Genomic DNA, 21,918 nt, shown 5'->3' on the forward strand with positions numbered 1-21,918 from the left:
TATGTCCGCTTGTTGTTTACAACGGCTGCTTTATACAGCAGCCTGTTTCTTGCTGCAATTGCATTCTTTCGCACAAGGTTATCACTGGGAGCCGTCGATCCTGTCTTTGGGCAACACCAACCGTTTCAGCGATACCTGGTTCTTTGACAAGGATACTGGCTTCCTCGCATCAGGCGATGGTAAGATCATTAAAACGGTCAATGCCGGTGGTCTTTGGGAGACGAAGCACCAAATGCAAAACAACCCGACGGTACGCAGCATCGAGTTTTCGGATGATCACGAGGTCGGCATTGCCGGCGCGCTGAACGGCGTCGTTGTACGTAGCACTGATAAAGGGGAAACGTGGACAAATATTTCAGCAAACATTCCCGATACAGGCGTTGCGCGGGTATGTGGCATGAGTCACTACGGCAACAACCAGTTTTATGCTGTTGGCTGGTGGGCATCAACTACCGCAAGGGTTTATAAAAGTACCGATGCAGGCGCGACCTGGCAGGTGAATTATATTGATACTACACTGGCCACGTGTCTAGTGGATATCATAAACATTGATGCGCAAACACTGTTTGCTGCCGGCGGAAAGTTTATCAACAGCAAACGGTACAGCGTCATTCTCAAATCAACAGATGCAGGCAACAGCTGGACAACTGCCTATACTGACTCCGTAATGGGTGGCAGGATATGGAAGCTGCAATTTCTTAATAATAGCCTCGGATTCGCAGCCATCGAGCCTTACTATTATCCCGATACGGTTTGCATACTCAAAACTGTAGACGGGGGCGCATCATGGTCTATGATACATATAGGAAAGGTTGCTCTCAGCTTTACTATCGGAACGCAGGCCGTGGGTTTTATTAACCCGGCTGTAGGTTGGGTCGGAGGTTGGTACCAGGGCTTGTTTGAGACTGTTGACAGCGGTAAGACGTGGACCTACCAGACACCTCCCGAGGCCTATAACATGAACAGGATTTTCAGGGTAAATGACAGCACACTATACGCCACCACCGGCTCAGGGGTGTTAAAATACGTGCCGGGGTGGGCAACTGAAGTGCCTCGCCGGGCTGTTTCCTATGATGCCGCTCATAAACTCCACCCCGTCTCCCCCAATCCCGCCCGGGGAATTGTAACGATCACATTTGAACTAGGTCATACTACTAACGCCGCACTGGAAGTGGTCGATATCAACGGACGGCACTTTCAGCGGATCATGAGTGGATACCTGGCTCCGGGTCGTTATACCTATGTTTGGGACGGCTCTGACAAGCCGCCCGGTGCCTACATGGTCTGGCTCGGTACCGACGAAATACCGTTTGTCCGGAAATTTGTCCTGCAGCACTAAAAGCATGTGGTTTGCCTTTATATTTGCATAATAAACAGTGACTAATGCAGCATTCTGAAGGCTACGTGCGTAGCGAAATAGAACACGGTATAGCGACAATTGAATTCTTTCACCCGTCCAGCAACTCATTACCATCTGCCATACTTAACGACCTGGCAAAAACCATTAACGATATAGGCATTGACGACCGCGTAAAGGTGATCATCCTCCGTAGCGCAGGCGACAGGGCATTTTGTGCAGGAGCCTCTTTCGACGAACTAGTAGCGATCTCTAGCGAAGCTGAAGGCAAGAAATTCTTCAGCGGTTTTGCGAACGTGATCAATGCGATGCGCAAATGCCACAAATTCATCATTGGCCGCATACAGGGCAAAGCTGTAGGTGGCGGTGTTGGTCTGGCATCAGCAGTTGACTATGCGATAGCAACAGAAGACGCGGCAGTAAAACTCAGCGAACTCGCAGTAGGTATTGGTCCTTTCGTAGTTGGCCCAGCCGTTGAACGCAAAGTAGGTCTGTCTTCTTTCTCTCAGCTGGCTATCGACGCTACAGAATGGCGTTCTGCTGAGTGGGCTAAGAAACACGGCTTGTATGCAGAATTGCACGGCAGCGTTGAAGAAATGGATGATTCTGTAAAAGCGTTAGCAGAGCGCCTGTCTCACAGCAGCCCAGAAGCGATGGCTTCACTCAAGAAAGTGTTCTGGCAGGGTACTGAGCATTGGGACACTTTGCTGGCGGATCGCGCCGCGGTTAGCGGCCGTCTTGTGCTGAGCGAATTCACCCGCAATGCCATCAACAAATTCAAAGCAAAAACAGTAAGATAATTGGCGACAAAAAAGAAAAGCTACCTCCACGGTAGCTTTTCTTTTTATAATTCCTTTTTGCGTCTTACCGCTTCCTGCAACACGGCTTCGTATTCATCTACTATCCGCGGCCAGTTATACCTGGTGCGTATTTTCTCTATATTATTCTTAAGCTTCGACTCATACGCTGGCTTCGAGCTAAAATTCCTGATAGTGCTTGCCAGTTCATCCTCACTAGAGAAGTAAAATGCATCTTCACCGAGGACTGCCCGATTAAAAGGATTAGCATGAGCAGCGATCAGCGCATTGCACCCCATAGCTTCCAACAATGAAGGATTGGTACCACCCACTGAGTGTCCGTGAAAGTACAGACGTGAATAGTAACGAAGGTTATTAATGATCTCGGTATCATATATAGCACCGAGAAAATGGATACCACGGGCTTTTCCATAGTTCTTTAAGAGATGGCCGCCAAATTCATTACCAGTCTTTCCCACTATTAGTAAAGGCTTGTCAGTTTCACTGGCAACATGCCCCCTGATGATCATCTCGATGTTATTCTCAGGCTCCATGCGGGCTATCAGCATATCGTAGCCAAACGGTTGCATGCCATATTTAGACAATACATCGGGTCTAAAACTATCGAAGATTTCCGCTCCGTATGCAATAAAGAAGGAGTCCTTATTGTAAGTCTCTTTTAGATATTGCAGGATACCGACGGAATCTGCCACCAACACATCACCGTTTTGAGCTGCCCATTTTTCGGCCACCTTCAAAAACTTCTGTGCCTGCTTGCTGTACTTGCTGCGCTTCCATTCCAGGCCATCCATGTTCACTACATTACTGCAGTATTTTGGCCAGCGACGGTACCATATACTGTTACTGGTATAGCCTAATTGTAGTAATACATCGTAGTTGCGCTTACGCGCATCGTTGATGCAATTGAGGTCGTATATAAATTGCCCAGCCGTACCTAACTTATGCTCAGGGTCGTAACAATGGATGATCTCCACCCCATTCCACTCTTTTTCCTGGTATTCGTGATTATGCGAATTATACACCCATACACGATGGCCTTTCTTCACCAGCCCGGCAGCCAAATACTCGGCACACTGTTCAAACCCACCATAACGGTTGGGTATGCCCCGCGTTCCTAGAATGCCGACCTTCAGACTTATTTCGCTCATGTTCGATTGCAAAGGAACATTAATCTTTTAAAACCTGCTTATATGCGGTAAAAGTTTCTTCCGCAGCACGCTCCCAGGTATATTCCTTTAATATACGCTCACGGAAAGCGGGGTTGTAAGGCGCCTGGTAGGCCGCATCTACCGCGGCTTTAATAGACCGTGTGTCGTCAGGCTCACAATACCAGGCATCTTTTCCAAAATAATCTACTGTATCCCCCTTATCGGTCACTACTATGTTACAACCCATCACTGCGGCTTCCAGAGACGAAAGACCTGTTGTTTCAAAATAGCTGGGCAGTATATGCACTTTAGCTGAATGATACATTTCATAAAGCTCCTCTTCCGTCAACCAATTGGAGAAATGAATGTTTGACGCCGCCTCCTTCTTACATTGCTCAAAATAACCGATGTTGTTGGGCGAAGGTTTGCCGTGTATCTGCACCCTGTACTGAGTATTGTTGAGTGCACGGATGAGATTCAGTTGGTTTTTCCGACCCTCAATACGGGCTACGCAAAGGATTGCATTCTCATATTTAGGATTACGCTTGCTAACCTGCTTAGCCACTTTTTCGTCTATGCCGTTGGGCACCACACGATAGGCATGCTCCAGGTTATATTTTTTTGCAAAGCGGCGGTACTCGCTTTCCGAGTTGGGAAGCAATATACCTGCATGCTTTGCTACGTACTGTATAGACTTTCGGTGCCCCCACACCAGGTATTTACTACTGCCTATCTTCTCACCATTTTTCAATCTGCGCGCGATGGCTTTTATATATTCTATCTGGTCTTCAGAGAATATCTTATTCATCCATTTCATAACACCGCCACGCGCCTTCTTTTCATATTCGCCGTAGTCTAGAAAAATGGTAGAAACCACATAAGGCTTACCTGACTTTTCAATATGCCCGAGAATATCCGCCGGACGAATGATATTAAAAAAGTGCAGGAGGTCGTATTGGGTGTAGTCTATCGGCTTATCTGTGGGAAAAATATCTACTTCTACTCCCAGCGTGCGCAGGTAATGGGCTGTGAAATCGATCTGCTTGGTGTCACCACCCGGTGTTGTGTATAATGTAGCACGTGCAATAAATGCGATCCTCATGTACAAGTCTATTTTTTCATCTGGCTATACAGCCATTCGATCAGGCCCTGGGGCAAAAAAGAAAGCAAATATAATGCGTAAGGCTCTGCTTTACGGGGCATAATAGAAATAGCTGTTCTCAGATGCTCACGGGCCAGTTCCGGACGGTGCTGATTCCATAAGTTTTTCTTACCCAGCATACTGTGATATGCCGCTTTTTTATATGCTGTAAAATTCTGGCTTTTTAATATGTCTTTCAACAGCTGATAATCAGCATCACTTACCGATCCATTTTCAATTGAACGTTGCTTCAGCTCAATAAACTCTTTACCCCTCCATTTTTCATCAATGGTTGCAGATTCAGGATTCAACCGGACTTTGATCAGGGATTGGCGCAGGTTTTCCATTTTGCCGTAAGGCACGAGGTCTCGCCAAAGCAGGTGATCCTCGAAGGTAACCGCACGTGCATCATACCCGCCGGCCTTCACCACTGCGTCTTTAATAAACATAACGGTTGAATGGATGAAAGGGCATTCTTTAAAGGCGCTGGCACGTATTGCGCTGTCCTCGTAATCCTTCAGCTTATAGGTGAATATGAAGTTCCCTTGCTCGTCCATATAATCAGCCTCGCTGGCTACCAGCACATGATCAGGATGCTGTTGCATGAAGTCTACCTGCACTTGCAACCTGTGCGGGTAACAAACATCATCGGCATCAAAACGTGCTATATGTGTACCTTGAGCAATCGACAATCCTTTATTTAGAGTCTTCACCAGTCCCATATTATCCTGATGCAGCACTTTTATACGAGGGTCGGTATATGTCGACAGTATGTTGGCAGTATCGTCCTTCGAACCGTCGTTAATGATCAATAGCTCAAAGTCAGTATAGGTCTGAGCCAGCACACTATCTACCGCCTCACGGATATACGGTCCGGCGTTGTAGGCAGGCATCAATACTGTCACCATCGGGGATCTATCTTTCATTGCTGCTGCTCTTTTAATTCCTGTTCTTTAATATCCGCTTCCATCAACAATTCAAAAAACACCATTACGCATAGCGGCTCAAACAAGTAGGTCATGTGCGCAAAAGGTATGATCATGATACACAACCAAAAGCCGTAAGTCCAATATTTGCGCCGTTTTACAAAATAATACACGTAAAAGACAAGGAACGTGATGACACCTAGCAGCCCGTACTCACTAACTAGCTGTGCAAAAAAACTATCGGGCCAGTTAGCATTCGAGAAATATTTGCTGTGGGCTTTTATACGTCCTTCTATAATAAGCATGTGGTTCTCCGCGTATTCCGGCGACCGGTAGTGCGGCAGCACATTCATAAATAAGCGGCTTGAATCAAAGCCAGCCACTTTTTGTGCTGTCAGAGACGAAAACCTGGCGGTACCTGCACCCAACATCAGTGCAGGTGGCGATGACTTTACATAATTAAATGCCTCTACCATCGCCAGCGACTTGCCTTTGAAACGTAGGATATAATCTTCCGTCAACTTCTTCTTCGCTTCAAGTTTTTTGTCCTCCGGCGCCGTCTTTGCCTGACTTTCAAGGTCTTTTAAGGTTACCTCCGTTTTGGCTATTTTTTCAGTGATCTCTGGCGCATTGGGCGCAAAAGGGTTATATACCGCTGTATCGGGTTCATCTGCCGAGATCATTGTTCGGAAATTATTCTTCTCCGTTGTTTTCAGCGCAAATACCTTATCCTGCATTTTTTTGACAGCATACCTGAAATTTTCGGGCGAAAGCGATGCATAACTGACACCTACGAACAACAACATTGCTGGAATGTAGACCTTGTAACTTCCGGGTGGCGACAGGCGTTGTAACCATCCGTACTGGCCACTTGTTACTTCATTCATGATACCGGTCAACAGCAAGGCACCTGCTGAAGCAACAAACACGATAGTACCGATATTGCCAAACACCAGCATCAGGGTAATAACCGACAATACCGAGAATAGCAAATTTCGCTTGAATATGAAATAAACGCCCAGCATCGCACTTACCATCATGTTGTAGTAAGAGTTCTGCATAAAGAAGCCAAAGATGTTGTCGCCGGTGGACATACCGTATGGGAACGGTAGGCCACTGTATGGATTAAGCTTACCAGTAATAAGAATTATCTTACCCAGTTGCCAGAAACTAAAAAGCACGTTGGCGAGGGTAAACGCTTTCAAAGTTTCATAAACGCCTTCGGGGCCATAACGTTCCAGGTGAAGTTTTAACTGGTGATATGCTAAAAAAGCAAAAAGCCATAACAAACTACCAACCGAGAACGCCGCCAGGTAGCCACTTGAAAATTCTCGCACATGCACCAGCAGATTGATCGCAGCCAGTAATATGATATATAAATAGAACTTAGGCAAACGGTCTTGCGACAAACCGAATTTGAAATTCGGTCGAAGCAGGTATATGAACACTAAGCCCGCCACCTTCAGACTTAGTACTGCCTGGTTGGTAAAGAGGAATAGGAATATAAAGAATACCCAGTCTACCCTGCCTTGTATTTTCTGCTTGTTATCCATTGATGCCCTACGAGCGATAAGGTTTTTTACACAGTCACAAAACGGTTGTAATACGCCAGGTGCTGGTTAGCAATATGAACAATGTCAAATTTTTCTTGCGCCTTTTGCCTGCCGTTTTCAGCTAATTGGGTGCAAAGTTCCTTGTTTTTCAGCAGAAGACAGAGCTTATTTGCTATATCCACGATATTAGCCGGGTCTACCAGCAAGCCGTCCTTACCATCCTCAACGACCTCTGGTCCTGAAGTACGGTTAGTAAATATTACCGCGGTACCGCAGGCCATTGCCTCGAGGGCTGCCAATCCGAAGGTTTCAGCAAACGACGGGAACACGGCTACGTTGGCTTGCGCCAGGGCTGTCATAAGATCGGACCTGCTTACATGCCCGTTAAAGCGAACACTGTTTTTGGCGTCACGCGTCAGGAATCGTTTTATCTTTTTTACAGGACCTTTACCGTATATCTCCAATACGGCACCGGGCACTTGTTTGTAAACAGTGTTCCAGGCTTGCATCAATTGATAAATTCCCTTCTTATGTGCCAGCGAACCAGTAAAAATGACTCTCCCGGGTACTTTTTCAGCGTTGATAGCGGTCCTGGTATCAATACCATTGTAGATCACATCGATATTCTTACCCACTTCCAGGTATTCAGCAGTTTTTTGCGCGGTATACCTGCTAACACTGAAAACACCACTTGCCTGTAATAGCAACTCGCGCTCCATTTGCCTCACATAGGCCGGAGGTTGTATACCTGCCTCGCGCGAGAAATAAGTGATCGACCCGTGCAGCCGCACTACCGTGGGCACTGAAAGCGCGGGGAACGGAGTATAGGTCGTGCAAAAACGCATATAATCGTGGTAGTCGGGTACCTCAGCTATGTCGATCTTATGTTTTGCAATAATATTTTCTAAAAAATGATGGTAACGTTTTAGGCTAATATTAATATCCCATTGGAACACTCCCGATGATTTCAAAAACCGGTAAGCAACACGAGTCGTCAACGCATTAGGTTTTGAGAAAAGCCCCGAGCTCAGCTTGCGCCTGAAACGGTAGACCTTAACACCATTGTCGGTAAATTCATTCAGACCTTCATATCCCCAGTCATAATAACCTGCAACCACAACGTTATGTCCCAGCTTCGCCATTTGGCGGGCCAGCAACTGCACGGCCGTGCCTATGCCCCCATGACGCCCCGGTGGGTATTCATCACAGATATAAAGAATATTCATCGCCTGGTAAACTGTTTTAGAGTCTGCATGTGTTCTTTGCTAACTAGCCTGAACAACAGAGACAAGCCAAGATACAACACTACAGAAATAAGCACCCGGGCAATTATTGAATCGGTGAGGTAGATCGAAACAGCATAACTTGCGGCAGCCACTATCAGAAACAGAAAGAACGTGTGAATAGGCGCCGCCATCAGGTTTTTGCGCACCAAGAAATAGTGGCCGGCCAGCTGAAGCACCGAAGTGGTCAGAAAAGAAATGGCCGCCCCTAGACTTCCCAGCTTTGGGATCAGCACCACACTTATTACGATGTTAGTGATGGCACTGTAAATAGTAATACTTGATATCTGCTTGTACCTCCTGCCCGAAAAACTGAGGGTCCACAAAAGGTTAATACCAAACTGCAAGGGTATACAAATAGACAATAACAAAAATTCAGTTGCGTTCACCGAACCGTACTTTCCATGAAACCACGAATCCAGCACAGGCGCCCACAAAATGTTTCCCACGAGTGGAATTAACATCGCCACAAACATTTCTAGAGTAAACAGTTGCTTTACCAACTCTTGTTTATCCTCGCTCATTCGGTTGTTGGCGAGCATACGAGCAAACTGGCTCAAAAGTATTGGGGCAATGATAGCTAGCGGCAGCCTGGCTACCTCAAACGCTCGTGATGCCACCGCATAGTCGGCGGTCATGGCCGCGGTACTCAAAAATCCCAACAGCACCCAGTCCATCCGCGATAAACTGGAATCGAAGATCACAGAAACATATTGTGGCAGCGACTCGCGGATAAGTTTTTTATACGCCAGCGTCTTGAATCGGAAACTGAAATCCGCCTTCCTCAACACATATATCAATAAAGCAATAAACTCCAACAAAGCGCACACCATCAGAACCACCACCACCGTCATCAGTGACAGTTGTTGTGATCTAAGCAGGTAAAATGCCAAGCAAATTTTCAGCACATTCGAGAATACTGCTATTACTCCGTAGGGAGCAAACTGCTGTTTGGCATTTAAGAATTGCTTAAGTGGCGCACCAATAAACGTAATAGCCTGCGCTGCAAAAAACCATGGCAAGTATACAAGCACATTTACCTGCTCACTAAACAGGCGGCTACCTAGCAGTAACAACAGGAATACTAATACAGAGCCCGCGAACGCATGAAACAGGTAGGCTGCTGCAGCCCAATCAGAGCTACGGGAGGCTGCGATCCTTCGTACCACCACCTGGTCCATACCGAAGCTGAGCAGGGTGGTAAGCATTACAGCCTTTGCGTTGGCACCGTTTATTATACCGAAATCGTCTTTTGAGAGATACTGGGCGATGACATAAAAAAACAAAACTCCTAACACCTGGACCGCCAATGCCTGCAAACCTGAGGAAAATATTAGCTTTATGAGATTGTTTTTCACAGAAAGATGTTGTGCGCCGGACCGGGCGGCAAAATTACTATTTTTATCTACTTTTGCGCATGCTCAACGTAGGATGGTTCAGGCACATACAGCTTATCTTACTCTATTGCCTCCCCTTCGTTATTCCTTTTCCTTTTATATATACGTCAGTTGGTGTCATATCGCTTTCGGTAGCCTGGTTTTTAGGCGGCGATGCGAAACTAACCTGGCATAACCTGAAAACACGCAAGGCTCTCTGGGCGTGGCTCGCTTATTTCTTTTTGTTTGCAGTTAGCTATTTTTATAGCAGTAATAAAGAACTGTCACTTTTCGACACCCAGATAAAACTCAGCATGCTGCTGCTACCTATCGTGGTCGGAGCCGGCACTACCTTAAAACGGCAATCAGTCGAAAATATTTTTCTTGCATTTGTCAGCGGCATAAGCGTCGCCGCTCTAATATGCATCACGGCCGCAACCCGGTCTTATCTGTCAACAGGCGATATTGAGGTATTGTTTTACAATAAACTGGTGAAACCCATAGACGATATCCATGCTGTATATATGGCCTGGTATGCGCTATTTTCGCTAAGTGCTTTACTATTCTTTCCATGGGGGCGCTTTTTTGTGGGTAGCTGGCGAGTCCTCAGGTTCATACTTATTGCACTACAAATTGTCTTTTTTATTCTGTTGTCTTCCAAGACACTGATTGTCTTGTTTTTTCTGATCATTACTCCGTTTTATCTGCGGAAAACACTGAAAACTCGCTTTGGTACTGCCAAGGTTGCAATCCTGGCTACCGCGGCGGTTGCTTTGTTTACAGCTCTCGTGGTTACCGAAAACCCAATTAAAGAGAGATACAACGATGTAATTCAAAAAAACGATCTCAATAAAGCATTCCTTACCGACTACCGCGAGGTGGACGAGAGCCGCCTGAGCAACCTGACCATCCGGGTATTCTCCTGGCGGATAGGTATTGAAAACATTATAGATAATAACCTATGGCTGACCGGCTGTGGTAGTGGCGACTGGCAGGAATTACAAAATCAGAGATTTGGCCGCTACCATGTCCAGAATTGGGATAAAACGTATTTCGATAATACCTCTGAACTTTACAACATAAATCTTCACAATATGTTCCTTCAATCCTTTCTGATGATAGGATTACCAGGCCTGCTTCTTTGTATGATAATTATTTTATCACCCTTTTTATATGTACGAAAAATAATATATAGTTCGCTTTTTTTTATTTTTCATTTAGTTGGTTTTGCTTTTATGATGCAGGAGTCCGCATTGCAAAGCCACGCAGGCGTTATATATTATTGTTTTTTTACACAAATATTTTGGAATATATATTATAGTGATAGTATGGGCAAAAATATGCAGATGAATATTTCAAAATCTAAAAAAGTTTAAAGAAATTTGCACCTCGGTGAAAATTTGACACGATTTTTGCTGTAAGCTAATGAATTAGAAAAACAGCTCCCGACCCAATACTTTAAATGGAACAACCTTTTGTAATAAAACTACCGGCCGCCCAGTCGTCCCGTCCGGCAGCTCCCCAGTCTGATATTGCAGAGATCAGGGAGATGTTCAGGGAAATAAACCATAGATATATGGTTTACCAGCCGCCGGCCTATTACTCTGCGCTGAAGCGCGCGATGGATGTGACCATTTCCATGACGTTTATCCTGTTGGTAATGTCGTGGGTGTACCCGATTGTTGCCCTGCTGATCAAGTTAACTTCAAGGGGTCCCGTTTTCTTTATTCAAAAACGTACTGGTTATAAGGGTGTAGAGTTCGACTGTTTCAAGTTTCGTACGATGTACGTCAACGCTGATGCAGACACCAAGCAAGCTACCTCCAACGATAAGCGTATTACTACAGTCGGTAAGTTCCTCCGTCTTACGCACCTTGATGAAACTCCGCAGTTCTTCAACGTATTGCTGGGCGATATGAGCATTGTGGGTCCTCGCCCGCACATGCTCTACCATACCCGCTACTACTCACAGATCATACCTTATTATAATCTTCGTCACGAAGCTGTACCGGGAATGACCGGCATGGCGCAGATCAAAGGCTATATAGGCGAGATTAATGCTGAGCGTGAACTGCGTAAACGCGTACAATGGGACGTTTACTACCTGAAGAACCGCAGCGTGTGGCTTGACATCACTATTGTCTTCACCACTTTTGCCCAGGTTATTGGCAAAGGTCTCTCCGGATTACTGAAAAAAGACTAATTATCTTTCTGTAAAATATTTTCGTGGTGTGTTTTTTATGCTTATTTTTTGAGCACTAAAAAACACACCATGTCTGTTATTATAGCCGCCACTGACTTCTCTGCCACAGCCAACAGCGCGGTAGACTATGCCTGCCAGATGGCCCAGGCTTACGGCGCTTCGCTGCACATCGTCCATTCTTTTGTTATACCTGTAACTTTCGGCGATACCCCCATGCCTTTAATGCCGGTAGACGACGGACGCGAAATAGCAGAAGAAAGCATGGCAGAGCTGGTGACCCAGTTACGTCAGTCCTATCCGGGTGTAACTATCGAACAAGTCATTACCTACGGTGACATAACCGACAGTCTGGAAGAATACTCTGGGCAACAAAAGCCCTGGCTGATAGTAGTAGGCAACAGCAGCACCAGTGATACACAGTTCTGGCTGGGCAGCAACCTCATCAGCGAGTTGCGCGACCTACCGCATACCGTATTAGCTGTGCCACCGGGCACTAACTTTAAACCACTAAAGAACATCTGCCTGGCCTGCGATTTCAAGCAGGTTGGCAATACTTTTCCCGCTGCAGATATCATTGCGTTGGCACAGCAAACAAAAGCCCAGCTGCACATACTCAATGTAGACCATGACAATAAACATTTTGGAACTGAGATGCCCCTCAATACCGAGGTGATACACAATTACCTGAAAACAGCAGCTCCCCAGTATCACTATATTGAAAGTAAGGATCTGGAAGAAGGCATCAGCAATTTTGTAACCGAGAAAGGTATGGACTGGTTGGTGGTAATACCACACAAACATTCATTTTTCGATAGCCTGTTTAAGAAAAGCCACACTAGCGCCATTGTAAAGATGAGCCATATACCACTGTTGGCCCTGCACGAGCATCAGCCTGCTAGTGAGTAGAATACTCTGCTTGGGGGTGAGTTTTTTTAGTCTGTTCTTTTTTGAACTCTTGGTTATTCACCTTGTACCCCTTTGGTGCCTCTTTTTTTTTAGCTTTTTCTTTCTGCATGTGCACCAGCAGGCGTACGCCTCTAACGCCCATCTGCAGAACCTTCCACTTGATGTAACCTCCGAATACTTCACCCACCACCGTCTTCAGGAAACTCTTTTCCGTTTTACGACCCACTAGTTTCAGCATGGGCAGCCCCAATGTCATCAGGGTATCGATCGTTGACCTGGATGTGAGTAGATCACCGGCAAAAGAAAGGATGTCACTTTGTTTGTCCTCCTTAGCGCTTGGCTTCGGGATCATATCCATAAAGCCTTCAGGTTTGCTATGCTTGCGGGCGTACTTCAGCACCTGCTTCTCTCGTTTCAGCTCTTCAAGGCTGTTCAGCTTTTTAGGATACAGTCTCATTGGGGGGTCGATTTTTATGCCGCTTTTGTAGCGTCTTGTTCTTCCTCGTCAGTATCATCCTCATCCACCGAAGTGAGAATGCGGATAAATACGCCGGCGAAGGTATTGATAATAGACTTGCGCAGTCCAAACATCAGCGCTACAAGCAAGATGTAGATACCCGTGGTAACCAGGTAACCCAGAGGGCGCGAGTCAAATATGCCTGAAAATAGCTCACCGATCACGATGCCCAGGAAAATAAGCACCGACAGCGAGAGGAACAGGCAGATGAAAACGAAAATAAGATAGCTCAATACGTTGGACGAGCGTTCTATTACATTCAGCTTTACCAGCTGAATACGAACGTCAACGTAATGAGCTATTTTATCTTTCCACTTATTGATAAAGTTCATTCCTCAGAATTAAGCGTTGTAGATCTCCTCTTCAAGGTCAACGTTCCTTTTGTTGAACTTGTTTTTCAGATTACTCAGGCGATCTTTGATACGCTCCATGTTTTCCTGGCGGGTGTCTTTGTCTGTGGCGAGAATGTAACCTACTGCTGCGCCTATTGCAGCACCAATCAATAACGTAGCAACAGTTTTTCCAGTGTTGTTAGCCATACTTCTTAAAATTTAAAAATCAACGGATGAATTGTCTACAACAAAATTAATAAATATCGTGCCAGAGTTTGATCAAACGGTTGGCAGGATTTTAATTGATTATTATCAGTTTAAATACAAAACATAAAGCTATTACAGGCATCGATAATGACCTTCCTGAATACCGATAACCTGAAGCAGTTTGTGCTCATTGGCCTCATCATCGTCCTGGGTTATGCCCTGGGCCGGGAGCTCTATATTTTCTTCCCGGGCGTGCTGGGTGCCATCACCCTATATATCCTGATGCGTCAGAAATTCTTTGAGCTGACGGTCATCAAAAACTGGAAGAAATGGCTCACCGCTTTATTATTCATTCTTGTTGCCATCGTCATCTTCGTATTACCCATAGCCGCCCTCGTCCAGGTGTTGCTACCTAAGTTCACTGCCTTCCTGGGCGATGAAAGCCAACTCAACACCATCCTGGAAACCCTCAGCCGAAAACTACAAAAGCTGTCTCCTCACCTGGCTATCAACGACGACCAGGTACGCGGCATGATACAGCGAGCCACCACTTCGGTGCCTACTGTCCTCAATGCCACGCTCAATATGCTCACCAATGCCATTCTCGCCTTCTTCCTCCTGTATTACATGCTGGTAGATGGCCGCAAAATGGAATACACCGTGCAGAAATACATCCCTCTAAAGGATACTAACATCGACGACATCTGGGAGGCCACCCGCATCATGGTGGTGTCAAACGCCATTGGCATTCCGGTGCTGGCAGCCAGCCAGGCTATTGTATCCATACTCGGTTACTATATGTTCGGCATTGAGGAGTATATCCTTTGGGGAGTGATCACCGGGGTCTTCTCGCTGGTACCCATCATCGGTACAGCGGTAGTATGGATTCCATTGTGCGTTTATCTCTATGCTATCGACAGGAGCGGACAAGGCACCGGCCTGCTATTCTACTCCCTGCTTATTACCGGCAGCGTCGATAATATTCTGCGCTTTACCATCCTGCGTCGGCTTGGCGACATTCACCCCATCACCACTGCGTTGGGCATCATGGTGGGCATCCCGCTATTCGGGTTTATGGGCTTCATCTTCGGCCCCATGCTCATTTCCTACTTCCTGCTGTTGATCAAGATTTTCCGTGTAGAATTTTCCCCAAGGGGCAGCGCAACAGACTAGTTATTTATAGTAGTTGCTGTTCTCGACGTACTCGCGCACCTTGTCAGGCAGCACGTAGCGTACCGACTTCTTTGTTTTTATCTGCTGGCGGATGAAGGTAGACGATATCTCCAGCAGCGGAGCGTCCACCACCTGAAGCTTTGCACCGTAAGTATCTGCCACGGGAAAACCCGGCCTGTTGTAAACGATGAAAGAATACTGGCTCACCAGCTGCTCATAGTTCTTCCAGCGATGGATGTTGGAAAAGCTATCGGATCCCATCACCACCGAAAAGGTTTCCAGCGGGAATTTTTCGGCCAGGTAGGTAAGGGTGTCGATGGTATAAGACGGCTTTGGCAGGTGAAACTCTACATTGCTGGCCCTGAACCTGGAGTTGTCTTCTATGGCCAGTTGCACCAGGTGCAGGCGGTCGTATTCATTCAGCAGGGTGTGCGAGTCCTTCAAAGGGTTGTGCGGCGATACTACAAACCAGATCTTATCTACGTCGGTATTCTCTACTACATGGTTCGCTACTATCAGGTGACCTATATGTATGGGATTAAAACTGCCGAAATACAACCCTATATGCATGGCGCAAATCTAAGCGAAAAGACCTAAGGCCCATAAGCCACCATTTAAAATCCCGGTTAATCCTTGCCGGGCGCGACATATACAAAAAAGCCCTTTCTTCAGGGGCATTGGGGGAATTAGTTATTCAATGTAAAAATCGTTCAGTTCGTAAAGCCCGCTTCAGGGGGTTTGGGGGTCAGGCAGTGGTACCCACCCATATCTTATCTGCATCCTGTTTGCGGATGCTCAGGTAGTAGCCGGCTATTTGTATGGCCATTGGGTCGCCGAGGGGGGCTATCATCTCTATCCACACCGGCTCTCCCGGTATGCAGCCCATTTCCATCAGGGTAAGCTGAAAATCGCTCTGCTCGTGGCTTTTGATCACCGCCTTTTGACCGGCGGGCAGTTGCGACAGGCGCAACAGTTTTTCCTCCAACACCTTCATTATTACAAAATTACGGCTTCCATGCCGCTATCCACAAAAATGTTTGCGAACTTCGCCGCAAACTTTTGTTAATGCCCTCACGGTTTCACGAGCTCGAAGTCCGCGCCAAACTCAAAGAAAAACGCCGTTTATCGGCTTTTTTGGACGAATTGGTGCGCAAAAACCTGAAAAAAACGCAGAAGGTGCAGCTCACCTACATCTTCTGTAGCGACGAACACTTGCTGGGCATCAACCAACAGTTCCTGAAACACAACACCTATACAGATATTATAACATTTGACCTTGGCGAGTACGACGACGAGATGATCGGTGAGATCTACGTCAGCGTGGACCGCGTGGCCGATAACGCCGAAAAGTTTGGCGTGAGCTACAACGACGAGCTGCATCGTGTCATCTTCCATGGAGCCCTGCACCTGTGCGGCTACAAAGACAAGACCGATGCCGACCGCAAAGAGATGCGCCGTAAAGAAGACCTTTGCCTGAAACAATATTTTAAAGCCTGAGCATGCAGTTAGACATACTATACGAAGACAAAGACCTGGTAATTGTGAACAAACCCGCCGGCCTGCTGGTGATACCCGACAGGTTCAACCGCGAGCTGCCCTCGCTCAACAAGTTGCTGGAGCAGCACTACGGCAAGCAGGTATTTGTCGTGCACCGTATAGACCGCGACACCAGCGGTGTCATCTGTTTTGCCAAACACGAAGAGAGCCATAAGTACCTCTCTAAACTGTTCCAGGAGCACGAGGTAGGTAAGTACTACCTTGGGCTGGTACATGGCCGCCTCATTCCTACTGAAGGACGCATCGAAAAACCTATCGTTGAGCACCCTGCCAAGAACGGTAAGATGGTAACCGCTAAAAAAGGCAAGCCCTCTATTACCGATTATAAGGTGGTAGAAGAATGGCCCCTGCACTCGCTGGTGCAGTTCCAGATACACACCGGCCGCACGCACCAGATCAGGGTACACACACAGTCTATTGGCCACTCTATTGTAGCCGACCCGCTCTATGGCGACGGCAAACCTTTCTTCCTCTCCTCCATCAAAAAGAAATACCGCTTGTCAGATAACGACGAAGCCGAACGCCCCCTGCTTAGCCGACTGGCCCTGCACGCCTCGCGCCTCGAGCTGAAAAAAGAGGATGGCACCGAGATAGTAGCCGAAGCGCCACTACCCAAAGACATTGCCGCCTGCGTAAAGCAGCTAAATAAGTGGTCTAAGGTGTAACCATTCCAGTTTGCATTTTTCTCTATGTATTGATAGCAAATGTTTCCGCTTTTGTCATGGATTTGCGGTTTTGTTGCCGTAACCATGCGGCATTTAAAGCGAGATGCAGGCGCAGAGCGGGATGGATAGGTTTGGTGTTTTTCATAGGCTATAGTTTTTGTTGCCAGGTGCTTGTTTTGTTGCCGTTTGTTGTCATTTTTCTTGTCTGAACCGGAATTCGTTGAATTAAAGAATTTTCAGAATTCCGGGTATTCATACATTCCATAAATTCCAGTTCAGACATTTGTTACACGGCCTGGAATTGTTACTCGCTGGATACTGCGCTGGTATTGGGTTTCGCTTCGAATTTGTTCGCTTTTTATACGCGTTTTACGTGTTTTGTTCGTCCTGTCATCCCGAGTCGCTGTTGCTGGTGATCGTGTTGAAGTTGCCGCGAAGGATCCCACGTTTTGCGGGTTCCCTCGCGATGAGCAATGACTTTCTGATGAGCGGCTGTTGCTCGGGATAACAGGCATTGGGTTTACAGTTTTATCTACTACAAATATACAATAAATTATTCATTTTGTATCTAATGCAATAACGTGAGAGCTCCCCTCCTTAGTTAAGGAGGGGATGTTTGCAGAGAGTCGGAACGACTCGTTGCAAACCGGGGTGGTTGAATGGCTGAAGGAAGTTCTTTCAGCTGAAGTTTAAATTCTCAGCTTTTTCAACCACCCCGACCGGCAACGGGCTGTTCGCCCTCTGCCGGTGTGCCCCTCCTCATCTGAGGAGGGGAGTTGGAAAACAATGACGTTTGGTATTAATAAAAAACTAAGTCCCGCATTGCGATGCAATGCGGGACTCTTCATTTTTCATGCTGTCGGGTGGATATCGTTATTCTAGATTTGGCTGTGGCGTATAGCGAAGATACGGTTTTACAATTTTTAATCCTTTAGGAAATTTTTGTTGTGCATCTTCTGTACTCACTGCAGGCACCACGATCACGTCCTCGCCGTGTTTCCAGTCGGCAGGGGTAGCTACGCTGTGATTTGCTGTAAGTTGCAGAGAATCAATCACTCGCAGCACTTCAACAAAGTTGCGGCCTGTAGAAGCCGGGTATGTGATGGTCAGCTTGATCTTCTTATCGGGGCCTATCACAAACAGCGAGCGCACGGTCTGCGTCAGGCTGGCCTCGGGGTGTATCATATCGTACAGGGTAGCCACGGTGCGGCCCTCATCTGCTATGATCGGGAAGTTGACAGTTGTGTTCTGTGTTTCGTTGATGTCATTCACCCAGCCCTGGTGTTTGTCCAGCGGGTCAACACTTACTGCCAGCACTTTTACGTTGCGCCTTGCAAACTCGTCTTTCAGTTGCGCAGTGCGGCCCAGCTCGGTAGTACATACCGGCGTATAGTCGGCCGGGTGAGAGAACAGGATGCCCCAGCTATTGCCCAGGTATTGATGCAGATCAATTTCGCCCTCAGTGGTCTGGGCGCGGAAATTTGGCGCTTCGTCGCCAAGTCTTAATGCCATAATTATTAGTTTATGATGGTGAATGAAAATAATAAATCTAAGATACGTATGCAAGAAGAGTATTAAATAAAATCTATGCACGATAATCATAAGCATTTGGTTAACTGGCTGTATACTGTATCTTCGTATCCTCCGTTATATAACCATATGCGCTTGCGACTCGGTATTTTATTGGTAATCTGCGTTTTGTTTGGCAACCAGGCTTCGGCCCAGCGCAAGATCATCAATATGGCCGACCACGACGATAAGGCGTATTACTTCGGTATCACCTTCGGCATGAACTACTCTACCTACAGGGTCAAGTTCACCCAATCGTTCGCCGAACACGATAGTTTCAAGGTCATCAACACCAGTTCCAAACCGGGCTTCAACCTGGGCCTGATGGGCAATGTGAAGCTGAGCAGTTTTATAGACGCTCGTTTCAACCCCTGCCTGGCCTTTGCCGAAAAGGCATTCCACCTGGAGCAGACCGATACAGGCGGAGCCGTTATAGCTTCGGACCGTACCATCGAGGCCATTTACATGCATATGCCGCTGCAGCTCAAGTTCAAAAGCGACCGCATACAGAATTTCCGTTTTTACGGCCTGCTGGGTGGCAAGTTCGATATAGACCTGGCCGCCAACGCCCGCTCGCGCCGCCGCGACGAGTTTATCAAAGTAAAGCCTTTCGATGCCGGCTATGAAATAGGTGTAGGCTTCGAGTTTTACAATCCCAACTTCATCTTTGCCCCAGAGCTGAAACTAAGCCAGGGCCTGCTGAACCAGCAGTTCAAAGACGGGAATATCCCGCTCAGCAACGCCATCGACTTCATTAGCACGCGCATGGTGGTTATTTCCATACACCTTGAGGGTTAAGCACTTACGTGCTGAAAATGGCCAGGTGGCATAGTTTTTAGCCATAAGGGTTGATGAGCAACATCAACTTAACCAAGGCCATACGCCTGCTCGCCTTCTTTTTCCTGCTGTTTGCGGGCATGTATTATTTGGAGGGGTTCCTGGTACCGGTGGTGTTTGCAGCCTTGCTGGCCATGCTCTTCACCCCCCTCAGCGAAAAACTTGAAAGAAAGAATATAGCCCGTGGCTGGGCGGTACTGATCTGCGTGCTGATACTGGTGGCGGTGTTCGCTGGTATAGTATCGCTGGTAGCCTGGCAGATCAACGACCTGCTCAGCAATGCCGATCAGCTGCAAGAGCAGTTCGCGCAAATGGTAGCGAAGATCAAAGTACTGATCAGCACCAAGCTGGGCGTCTCGCATGAGCAACAACAACAAATGCTGGAACACCAACGATCAGCCTCGGCCGGCAAAGCCTCTCAAACCATCACAAGGCTGGTAGCAGGGTTGGGTGGTATCCTTACCAGCTGCGTATTGGTGATGGTATACATGTACTTATTCATGTACTTCCGCACGCGCCTGCGCAATTTTGTGCTGAAGCTGACCCCCACAGACAGTAAGCACCAGGCTGAAAAAATAATGGATACCACGTCAGGGGTCATCCAAAAGTATTTATCCGGGCTGGCTATGATGATCGTTTGCCTGTGGATCATGTATGGCATAGGCTTCAGTATCATCGGCGTAAAACATGCATTGTTCTTCGCGGTGCTCTGCGGCCTGCTGGAGATCGTGCCGTTTGTGGGTAACATAACCGGTACTACGCTCACAGTATTATTTACCCTGGCACAGGGAGGCGATATGAATGACGTGATAGGCATCGTCTGTGTATATGGCACCGTGCAATTCTTACAAAGCTATATCCTGGAGCCATTGGTGGTGGGACGGGCGGTGAGCATCAATCCTTTGTTCACCATACTCATTATCGTGTTCGGCGAATTTCTCTGGGGGATACCCGGCATGATACTGGCGCTACCGTTGCTGGCTATCACCAAGATCATCTTCGACAATATATCGGCATTGAAACCATACGGCTACCTGGTGGGCGAAGACGAGAAAAACCACACTGGCGACTACGCCGTTGTCAAATGGCTCAAAGGTCTTTTCACCGGCAAGAAGTACGCCGACTAATGGGTCGCAGAAGATATCCTGTGTAGCGATTTCTACAATTATGCATGGTGGATCTAATAGGCGGCCTGCGTAACAAGAACCACCCTTGTTAAATCGCAAAACATATAGCCAGATACCCATCGCTGTACATCTTATGTATAACCAGCAATTTGCCGCGCACAAATAACGGATCGCAGACCGTGAGTGTTATTACTTCCGTCCTGAAAGCCGCGTCCACAGTGCATCGCGCCGCATGTTGGCACATTCCTTTTGCTTATTGAGCAAAACTTTTTTAACACAAAATCTCAAACCTATGGCAGAAAACAGTAAGGGCCGCGGAGGCAATTCGAATAGTGGCCGAGGCAGCAGCGGTAGCGGCAATTCCGGCGGACGTAGTGGTAGCAGTTCTTCTGGCAACAAAGGGGGAAGCCGCAGCAATACCAGCAGTGGCGCCAGCAAATCAAAACGCGGATTTGCGTCTTTGGACGAGGAGAAACAACGTGAGATAGCCCGCAAAGGTGGCCAGTCCTCACATGGTGGCGGACGTCGCAGCAGCAGTAGCAGTGGCAGCCCTAGCAGCAAAAGCCGCCGCAGCAGCCGCGACATGGACGATGAAGAAATGTAGTCTAGACAGGTAGTTTAAGTTAGATAAACGGGCTGCGAGGTTTCGCAGCCTGTTCTTATTGTCGTACAGGCAGGTAGGCAGCGCGCCTTTTAGCTACCCCGGCAAACTGCTGCAGAAAAGGCAATTCTGAAACAGCTTCGTCAGCAAGTGCTTCGTAAATAATATTATCAGCAGCAATATAGCGCTCAGCCAGCTGTGCGATCCAGTAGGGAGCTGTATTCACATTGTTGCTATCGTCGCTATCCCCGTGTCCAAAGGTAAACTGCGGGAAGTACGCATTTACTGCATGAACACACTGGTGCATCAACGCGCTACCCAAAATAGCCAGCGAGCAATTGATGTTCCATTTATTTACCCTGATAACATTGGGCGATTCTGCATTGTCGGTCACCAGCGTATTACCGAAAGGGTAGAGTGAATAATACAGGTCGACAGAAAGCTGGATATCTGCTATACGCATAAGGTCGGCCAGTTGTGCAGGGCTCACATCGCACATGTCGAAAGCATTATGCTTTTGTATGCCCATATAGAAGTACTCCTGTTGCAGCAGGTTGTTCACATTGTTTACCGCGAGGCGAAGGTTCTTATTGAAGCCGTTATAGGTGATGCGCACCATAGT

Annotated in this window: 25 protein-coding genes; 11 read left to right on the top strand and 14 right to left on the bottom strand. The window is 47.2% G+C overall.

Annotation, left to right across the window (positions count from 1 at the left end; genetic code table 11):
* Position 1 precedes the first annotated feature (1 nt).
* Both P2W83_RS03755 and P2W83_RS03760 read left to right on the top strand, forming a co-directional pair.
* Complete coding sequence (locus P2W83_RS03755; RefSeq protein WP_276132356.1) at positions 2–1,339, top strand: YCF48-related protein; 1,338 nt, start codon at positions 2–4, stop codon at positions 1,337–1,339.
* A gap of 44 nt (positions 1,340–1,383) precedes the next feature.
* Positions 1,384–2,157 (top strand): enoyl-CoA hydratase/isomerase family protein, encoded by a 774-nt coding sequence (locus P2W83_RS03760; RefSeq protein ID WP_276132357.1) that lies wholly within the window; start codon positions 1,384–1,386, stop codon positions 2,155–2,157.
* A gap of 44 nt (positions 2,158–2,201) precedes the next feature.
* Here the strand turns inward: P2W83_RS03760 and P2W83_RS03765 are convergent, their stop codons facing one another.
* Genes P2W83_RS03765 through P2W83_RS03790 form a run of 6 tightly spaced genes read right to left on the bottom strand, consistent with a single transcriptional unit; the run spans position 2,202 to position 9,584 of the window.
* Positions 2,202–3,323, bottom strand: a complete 1,122-nt coding sequence (locus P2W83_RS03765) for a DUF1972 domain-containing protein (protein WP_276132358.1) — start codon at positions 3,321–3,323, stop codon at positions 2,202–2,204.
* A 19-nt stretch (positions 3,324–3,342) separates the two neighbouring features.
* Positions 3,343–4,425, bottom strand: coding sequence for a glycosyltransferase family 4 protein (locus P2W83_RS03770; protein WP_276132359.1), 1,083 nt, complete (start codon positions 4,423–4,425; stop codon positions 3,343–3,345).
* A gap of 8 nt (positions 4,426–4,433) precedes the next feature.
* Entirely contained in the window at positions 4,434–5,390 is a 957-nt protein-coding gene (locus P2W83_RS03775) for a glycosyltransferase family 2 protein (protein ID WP_276132360.1), read from the bottom strand.
* On the bottom strand, positions 5,387–6,943 hold the full coding sequence (locus tag P2W83_RS03780; protein WP_276132361.1) for a hypothetical protein: 1,557 nt from the start codon (positions 6,941–6,943) through the stop codon (positions 5,387–5,389). Before P2W83_RS03780 ends, P2W83_RS03775 begins: the two co-directional genes overlap by 4 nt.
* 26 nt (positions 6,944–6,969) lie before the next feature.
* Positions 6,970–8,169 (bottom strand): glycosyltransferase family 4 protein, encoded by a 1,200-nt coding sequence (locus tag P2W83_RS03785; protein ID WP_276132362.1) that lies wholly within the window; start codon positions 8,167–8,169, stop codon positions 6,970–6,972.
* Positions 8,166–9,584, bottom strand: coding sequence for an oligosaccharide flippase family protein (locus tag P2W83_RS03790; RefSeq protein WP_276132363.1), 1,419 nt, complete (start codon positions 9,582–9,584; stop codon positions 8,166–8,168). The genes P2W83_RS03785 and P2W83_RS03790 overlap by 4 nt, the downstream gene beginning before the upstream one ends.
* Before the next feature lie 332 nt (positions 9,585–9,916).
* Between P2W83_RS03790 and P2W83_RS03795 the strand changes: the two genes are divergently transcribed.
* The 3 genes from P2W83_RS03795 to P2W83_RS03805 all read left to right on the top strand — a co-directional run bounded on the left by P2W83_RS03795 (position 9,917) and on the right by P2W83_RS03805 (position 12,711).
* The gene (locus P2W83_RS03795) at positions 9,917–10,978 is read left to right on the top strand and encodes an O-antigen ligase family protein (protein ID WP_276132364.1); all 1,062 of its coding nucleotides are present in this window, start codon (positions 9,917–9,919) and stop codon (positions 10,976–10,978) included.
* Between the two features lie 86 nt (positions 10,979–11,064).
* Positions 11,065–11,805, top strand: coding sequence for a sugar transferase (locus tag P2W83_RS03800; protein WP_276132365.1), 741 nt, complete (start codon positions 11,065–11,067; stop codon positions 11,803–11,805).
* A 69-nt stretch (positions 11,806–11,874) separates the two neighbouring features.
* A complete protein-coding gene (locus tag P2W83_RS03805) occupies positions 11,875–12,711 on the top strand; it encodes a universal stress protein (RefSeq protein WP_276132366.1) in 837 nt (278 codons plus the stop codon).
* Here the strand turns inward: P2W83_RS03805 and P2W83_RS03810 are convergent.
* From P2W83_RS03810 to P2W83_RS03820, 3 genes are read right to left on the bottom strand one after another with little or no spacing between them, the layout of a single operon-like run.
* Positions 12,701–13,168 (bottom strand): hypothetical protein, encoded by a 468-nt coding sequence (locus P2W83_RS03810; RefSeq protein ID WP_276132367.1) that lies wholly within the window; start codon positions 13,166–13,168, stop codon positions 12,701–12,703. The genes P2W83_RS03805 and P2W83_RS03810 overlap by 11 nt on opposite strands.
* A 14-nt stretch (positions 13,169–13,182) precedes the next feature.
* Positions 13,183–13,560: a hypothetical protein gene (locus P2W83_RS03815; protein ID WP_276132368.1), complete on the bottom strand. Its 378-nt coding sequence runs from the start codon at positions 13,558–13,560 to the stop codon at positions 13,183–13,185.
* A 9-nt stretch (positions 13,561–13,569) separates the two neighbouring features.
* Positions 13,570–13,767: a YtxH domain-containing protein gene (locus tag P2W83_RS03820; protein WP_276132369.1), complete on the bottom strand. Its 198-nt coding sequence runs from the start codon at positions 13,765–13,767 to the stop codon at positions 13,570–13,572.
* 147 nt (positions 13,768–13,914) lie between these two features.
* Here P2W83_RS03820 and P2W83_RS03825 point away from each other — a divergent pair, with 147 nt between their 5' ends.
* The gene (locus P2W83_RS03825; RefSeq protein ID WP_276132370.1) at positions 13,915–14,940 is read left to right on the top strand and encodes an AI-2E family transporter; all 1,026 of its coding nucleotides are present in this window, start codon (positions 13,915–13,917) and stop codon (positions 14,938–14,940) included.
* Here P2W83_RS03825 and nadD read toward each other — a convergent pair whose 3' ends face one another.
* Together nadD and P2W83_RS03835 are read right to left on the bottom strand one after the other, a co-directional pair.
* A complete protein-coding gene (nadD, locus tag P2W83_RS03830) occupies positions 14,941–15,510 on the bottom strand; it encodes a nicotinate (nicotinamide) nucleotide adenylyltransferase (protein ID WP_276132371.1) in 570 nt (189 codons plus the stop codon).
* A gap of 175 nt (positions 15,511–15,685) precedes the next feature.
* Positions 15,686–15,934, bottom strand: coding sequence for a FeoA family protein (locus tag P2W83_RS03835; protein WP_276132372.1), 249 nt, complete (start codon positions 15,932–15,934; stop codon positions 15,686–15,688).
* A 71-nt stretch (positions 15,935–16,005) separates the two neighbouring features.
* On the opposite strand from P2W83_RS03835, the gene ybeY reads away from it, so the two are divergent.
* Both ybeY and P2W83_RS03845 read left to right on the top strand, forming a co-directional pair.
* Complete coding sequence (gene ybeY / locus P2W83_RS03840; protein ID WP_276132373.1) at positions 16,006–16,437, top strand: rRNA maturation RNase YbeY; 432 nt, start codon at positions 16,006–16,008, stop codon at positions 16,435–16,437.
* A 2-nt stretch (positions 16,438–16,439) separates the two neighbouring features.
* Complete coding sequence (locus P2W83_RS03845) at positions 16,440–17,162, top strand: RluA family pseudouridine synthase (RefSeq protein WP_276132374.1); 723 nt, start codon at positions 16,440–16,442, stop codon at positions 17,160–17,162.
* Between the two features lie 22 nt (positions 17,163–17,184).
* Here the strand turns inward: P2W83_RS03845 and P2W83_RS03850 are convergent, their stop codons facing one another.
* Together P2W83_RS03850 and P2W83_RS03855 are read right to left on the bottom strand one after the other, a co-directional pair.
* Positions 17,185–17,307 carry a hypothetical protein gene (locus P2W83_RS03850; RefSeq protein ID WP_276132375.1) on the bottom strand — a complete coding sequence of 41 codons (123 nt, stop codon included), beginning with the start codon at positions 17,305–17,307 and terminating at the stop codon, positions 17,185–17,187.
* Positions 17,308–18,035: 728 nt separating this feature from the next.
* The gene (locus tag P2W83_RS03855; RefSeq protein ID WP_276132376.1) at positions 18,036–18,674 is read right to left on the bottom strand and encodes a peroxiredoxin; all 639 of its coding nucleotides are present in this window, start codon (positions 18,672–18,674) and stop codon (positions 18,036–18,038) included.
* Between the two features lie 75 nt (positions 18,675–18,749).
* On the opposite strand from P2W83_RS03855, the gene porT reads away from it, so the two are divergent.
* From porT to P2W83_RS03870, 3 genes are all read left to right on the top strand, one after another.
* Complete coding sequence (gene porT, locus P2W83_RS03860) at positions 18,750–19,529, top strand: type IX secretion/gliding motility protein PorT/SprT (RefSeq protein WP_276132377.1); 780 nt, start codon at positions 18,750–18,752, stop codon at positions 19,527–19,529.
* 53 nt (positions 19,530–19,582) lie between these two features.
* Positions 19,583–20,695, top strand: a complete 1,113-nt coding sequence (locus P2W83_RS03865) for an AI-2E family transporter (protein WP_276132378.1) — start codon at positions 19,583–19,585, stop codon at positions 20,693–20,695.
* A gap of 292 nt (positions 20,696–20,987) precedes the next feature.
* Positions 20,988–21,299 carry a KGG domain-containing protein gene (locus P2W83_RS03870; RefSeq protein WP_276132379.1) on the top strand — a complete coding sequence of 104 codons (312 nt, stop codon included), beginning with the start codon at positions 20,988–20,990 and terminating at the stop codon, positions 21,297–21,299.
* A 55-nt stretch (positions 21,300–21,354) separates the two neighbouring features.
* On the opposite strand, the gene P2W83_RS03875 is transcribed toward P2W83_RS03870, so the two are convergent.
* Positions 21,355–21,915: a hypothetical protein gene (locus P2W83_RS03875; RefSeq protein ID WP_276132380.1), complete on the bottom strand. Its 561-nt coding sequence runs from the start codon at positions 21,913–21,915 to the stop codon at positions 21,355–21,357.
* Positions 21,916–21,918 lie beyond the last annotated feature (3 nt).

Source organism: Polluticoccus soli, assembly GCF_029269745.1.
Classification (GTDB): domain Bacteria; phylum Bacteroidota; class Bacteroidia; order Chitinophagales; family Chitinophagaceae; genus Polluticoccus; species Polluticoccus soli.

Coding starts and splice junctions, on each gene's coding strand:
- P2W83_RS03755 (WP_276132356.1), top strand. CDS start 2: ATGTCCGCTTGTTGTTTACAACGGCTGCTTTATACAGCAGCCTGTTTC.
- P2W83_RS03760 (WP_276132357.1), top strand. CDS start 1,384: ATGCAGCATTCTGAAGGCTACGTGCGTAGCGAAATAGAACACGGTATA.
- P2W83_RS03765 (WP_276132358.1), bottom strand. CDS start 3,323: ATGAGCGAAATAAGTCTGAAGGTCGGCATTCTAGGAACGCGGGGCATA.
- P2W83_RS03770 (WP_276132359.1), bottom strand. CDS start 4,425: ATGAGGATCGCATTTATTGCACGTGCTACATTATACACAACACCGGGT.
- P2W83_RS03775 (WP_276132360.1), bottom strand. CDS start 5,390: ATGAAAGATAGATCCCCGATGGTGACAGTATTGATGCCTGCCTACAAC.
- P2W83_RS03780 (WP_276132361.1), bottom strand. CDS start 6,943: ATGGATAACAAGCAGAAAATACAAGGCAGGGTAGACTGGGTATTCTTT.
- P2W83_RS03785 (WP_276132362.1), bottom strand. CDS start 8,169: ATGAATATTCTTTATATCTGTGATGAATACCCACCGGGGCGTCATGGG.
- P2W83_RS03795 (WP_276132364.1), top strand. CDS start 9,917: ATGCTGCTGCTACCTATCGTGGTCGGAGCCGGCACTACCTTAAAACGG.
- P2W83_RS03800 (WP_276132365.1), top strand. CDS start 11,065: ATGGAACAACCTTTTGTAATAAAACTACCGGCCGCCCAGTCGTCCCGT.
- P2W83_RS03805 (WP_276132366.1), top strand. CDS start 11,875: ATGTCTGTTATTATAGCCGCCACTGACTTCTCTGCCACAGCCAACAGC.
- P2W83_RS03810 (WP_276132367.1), bottom strand. CDS start 13,168: ATGAGACTGTATCCTAAAAAGCTGAACAGCCTTGAAGAGCTGAAACGA.
- P2W83_RS03815 (WP_276132368.1), bottom strand. CDS start 13,560: ATGAACTTTATCAATAAGTGGAAAGATAAAATAGCTCATTACGTTGAC.
- P2W83_RS03820 (WP_276132369.1), bottom strand. CDS start 13,767: ATGGCTAACAACACTGGAAAAACTGTTGCTACGTTATTGATTGGTGCT.
- P2W83_RS03825 (WP_276132370.1), top strand. CDS start 13,915: ATGACCTTCCTGAATACCGATAACCTGAAGCAGTTTGTGCTCATTGGC.
- nadD (WP_276132371.1), bottom strand. CDS start 15,510: ATGCATATAGGGTTGTATTTCGGCAGTTTTAATCCCATACATATAGGT.
- P2W83_RS03835 (WP_276132372.1), bottom strand. CDS start 15,934: ATGAAGGTGTTGGAGGAAAAACTGTTGCGCCTGTCGCAACTGCCCGCC.
- ybeY (WP_276132373.1), top strand. CDS start 16,006: ATGCCCTCACGGTTTCACGAGCTCGAAGTCCGCGCCAAACTCAAAGAA.
- P2W83_RS03845 (WP_276132374.1), top strand. CDS start 16,440: ATGCAGTTAGACATACTATACGAAGACAAAGACCTGGTAATTGTGAAC.
- P2W83_RS03850 (WP_276132375.1), bottom strand. CDS start 17,307: ATGAAAAACACCAAACCTATCCATCCCGCTCTGCGCCTGCATCTCGCT.
- P2W83_RS03855 (WP_276132376.1), bottom strand. CDS start 18,674: ATGGCATTAAGACTTGGCGACGAAGCGCCAAATTTCCGCGCCCAGACC.
- porT (WP_276132377.1), top strand. CDS start 18,750: ATGCACGATAATCATAAGCATTTGGTTAACTGGCTGTATACTGTATCT.
- P2W83_RS03865 (WP_276132378.1), top strand. CDS start 19,583: ATGAGCAACATCAACTTAACCAAGGCCATACGCCTGCTCGCCTTCTTT.
- P2W83_RS03870 (WP_276132379.1), top strand. CDS start 20,988: ATGGCAGAAAACAGTAAGGGCCGCGGAGGCAATTCGAATAGTGGCCGA.
- P2W83_RS03875 (WP_276132380.1), bottom strand. CDS start 21,915: ATGGTGCGCATCACCTATAACGGCTTCAATAAGAACCTTCGCCTCGCG.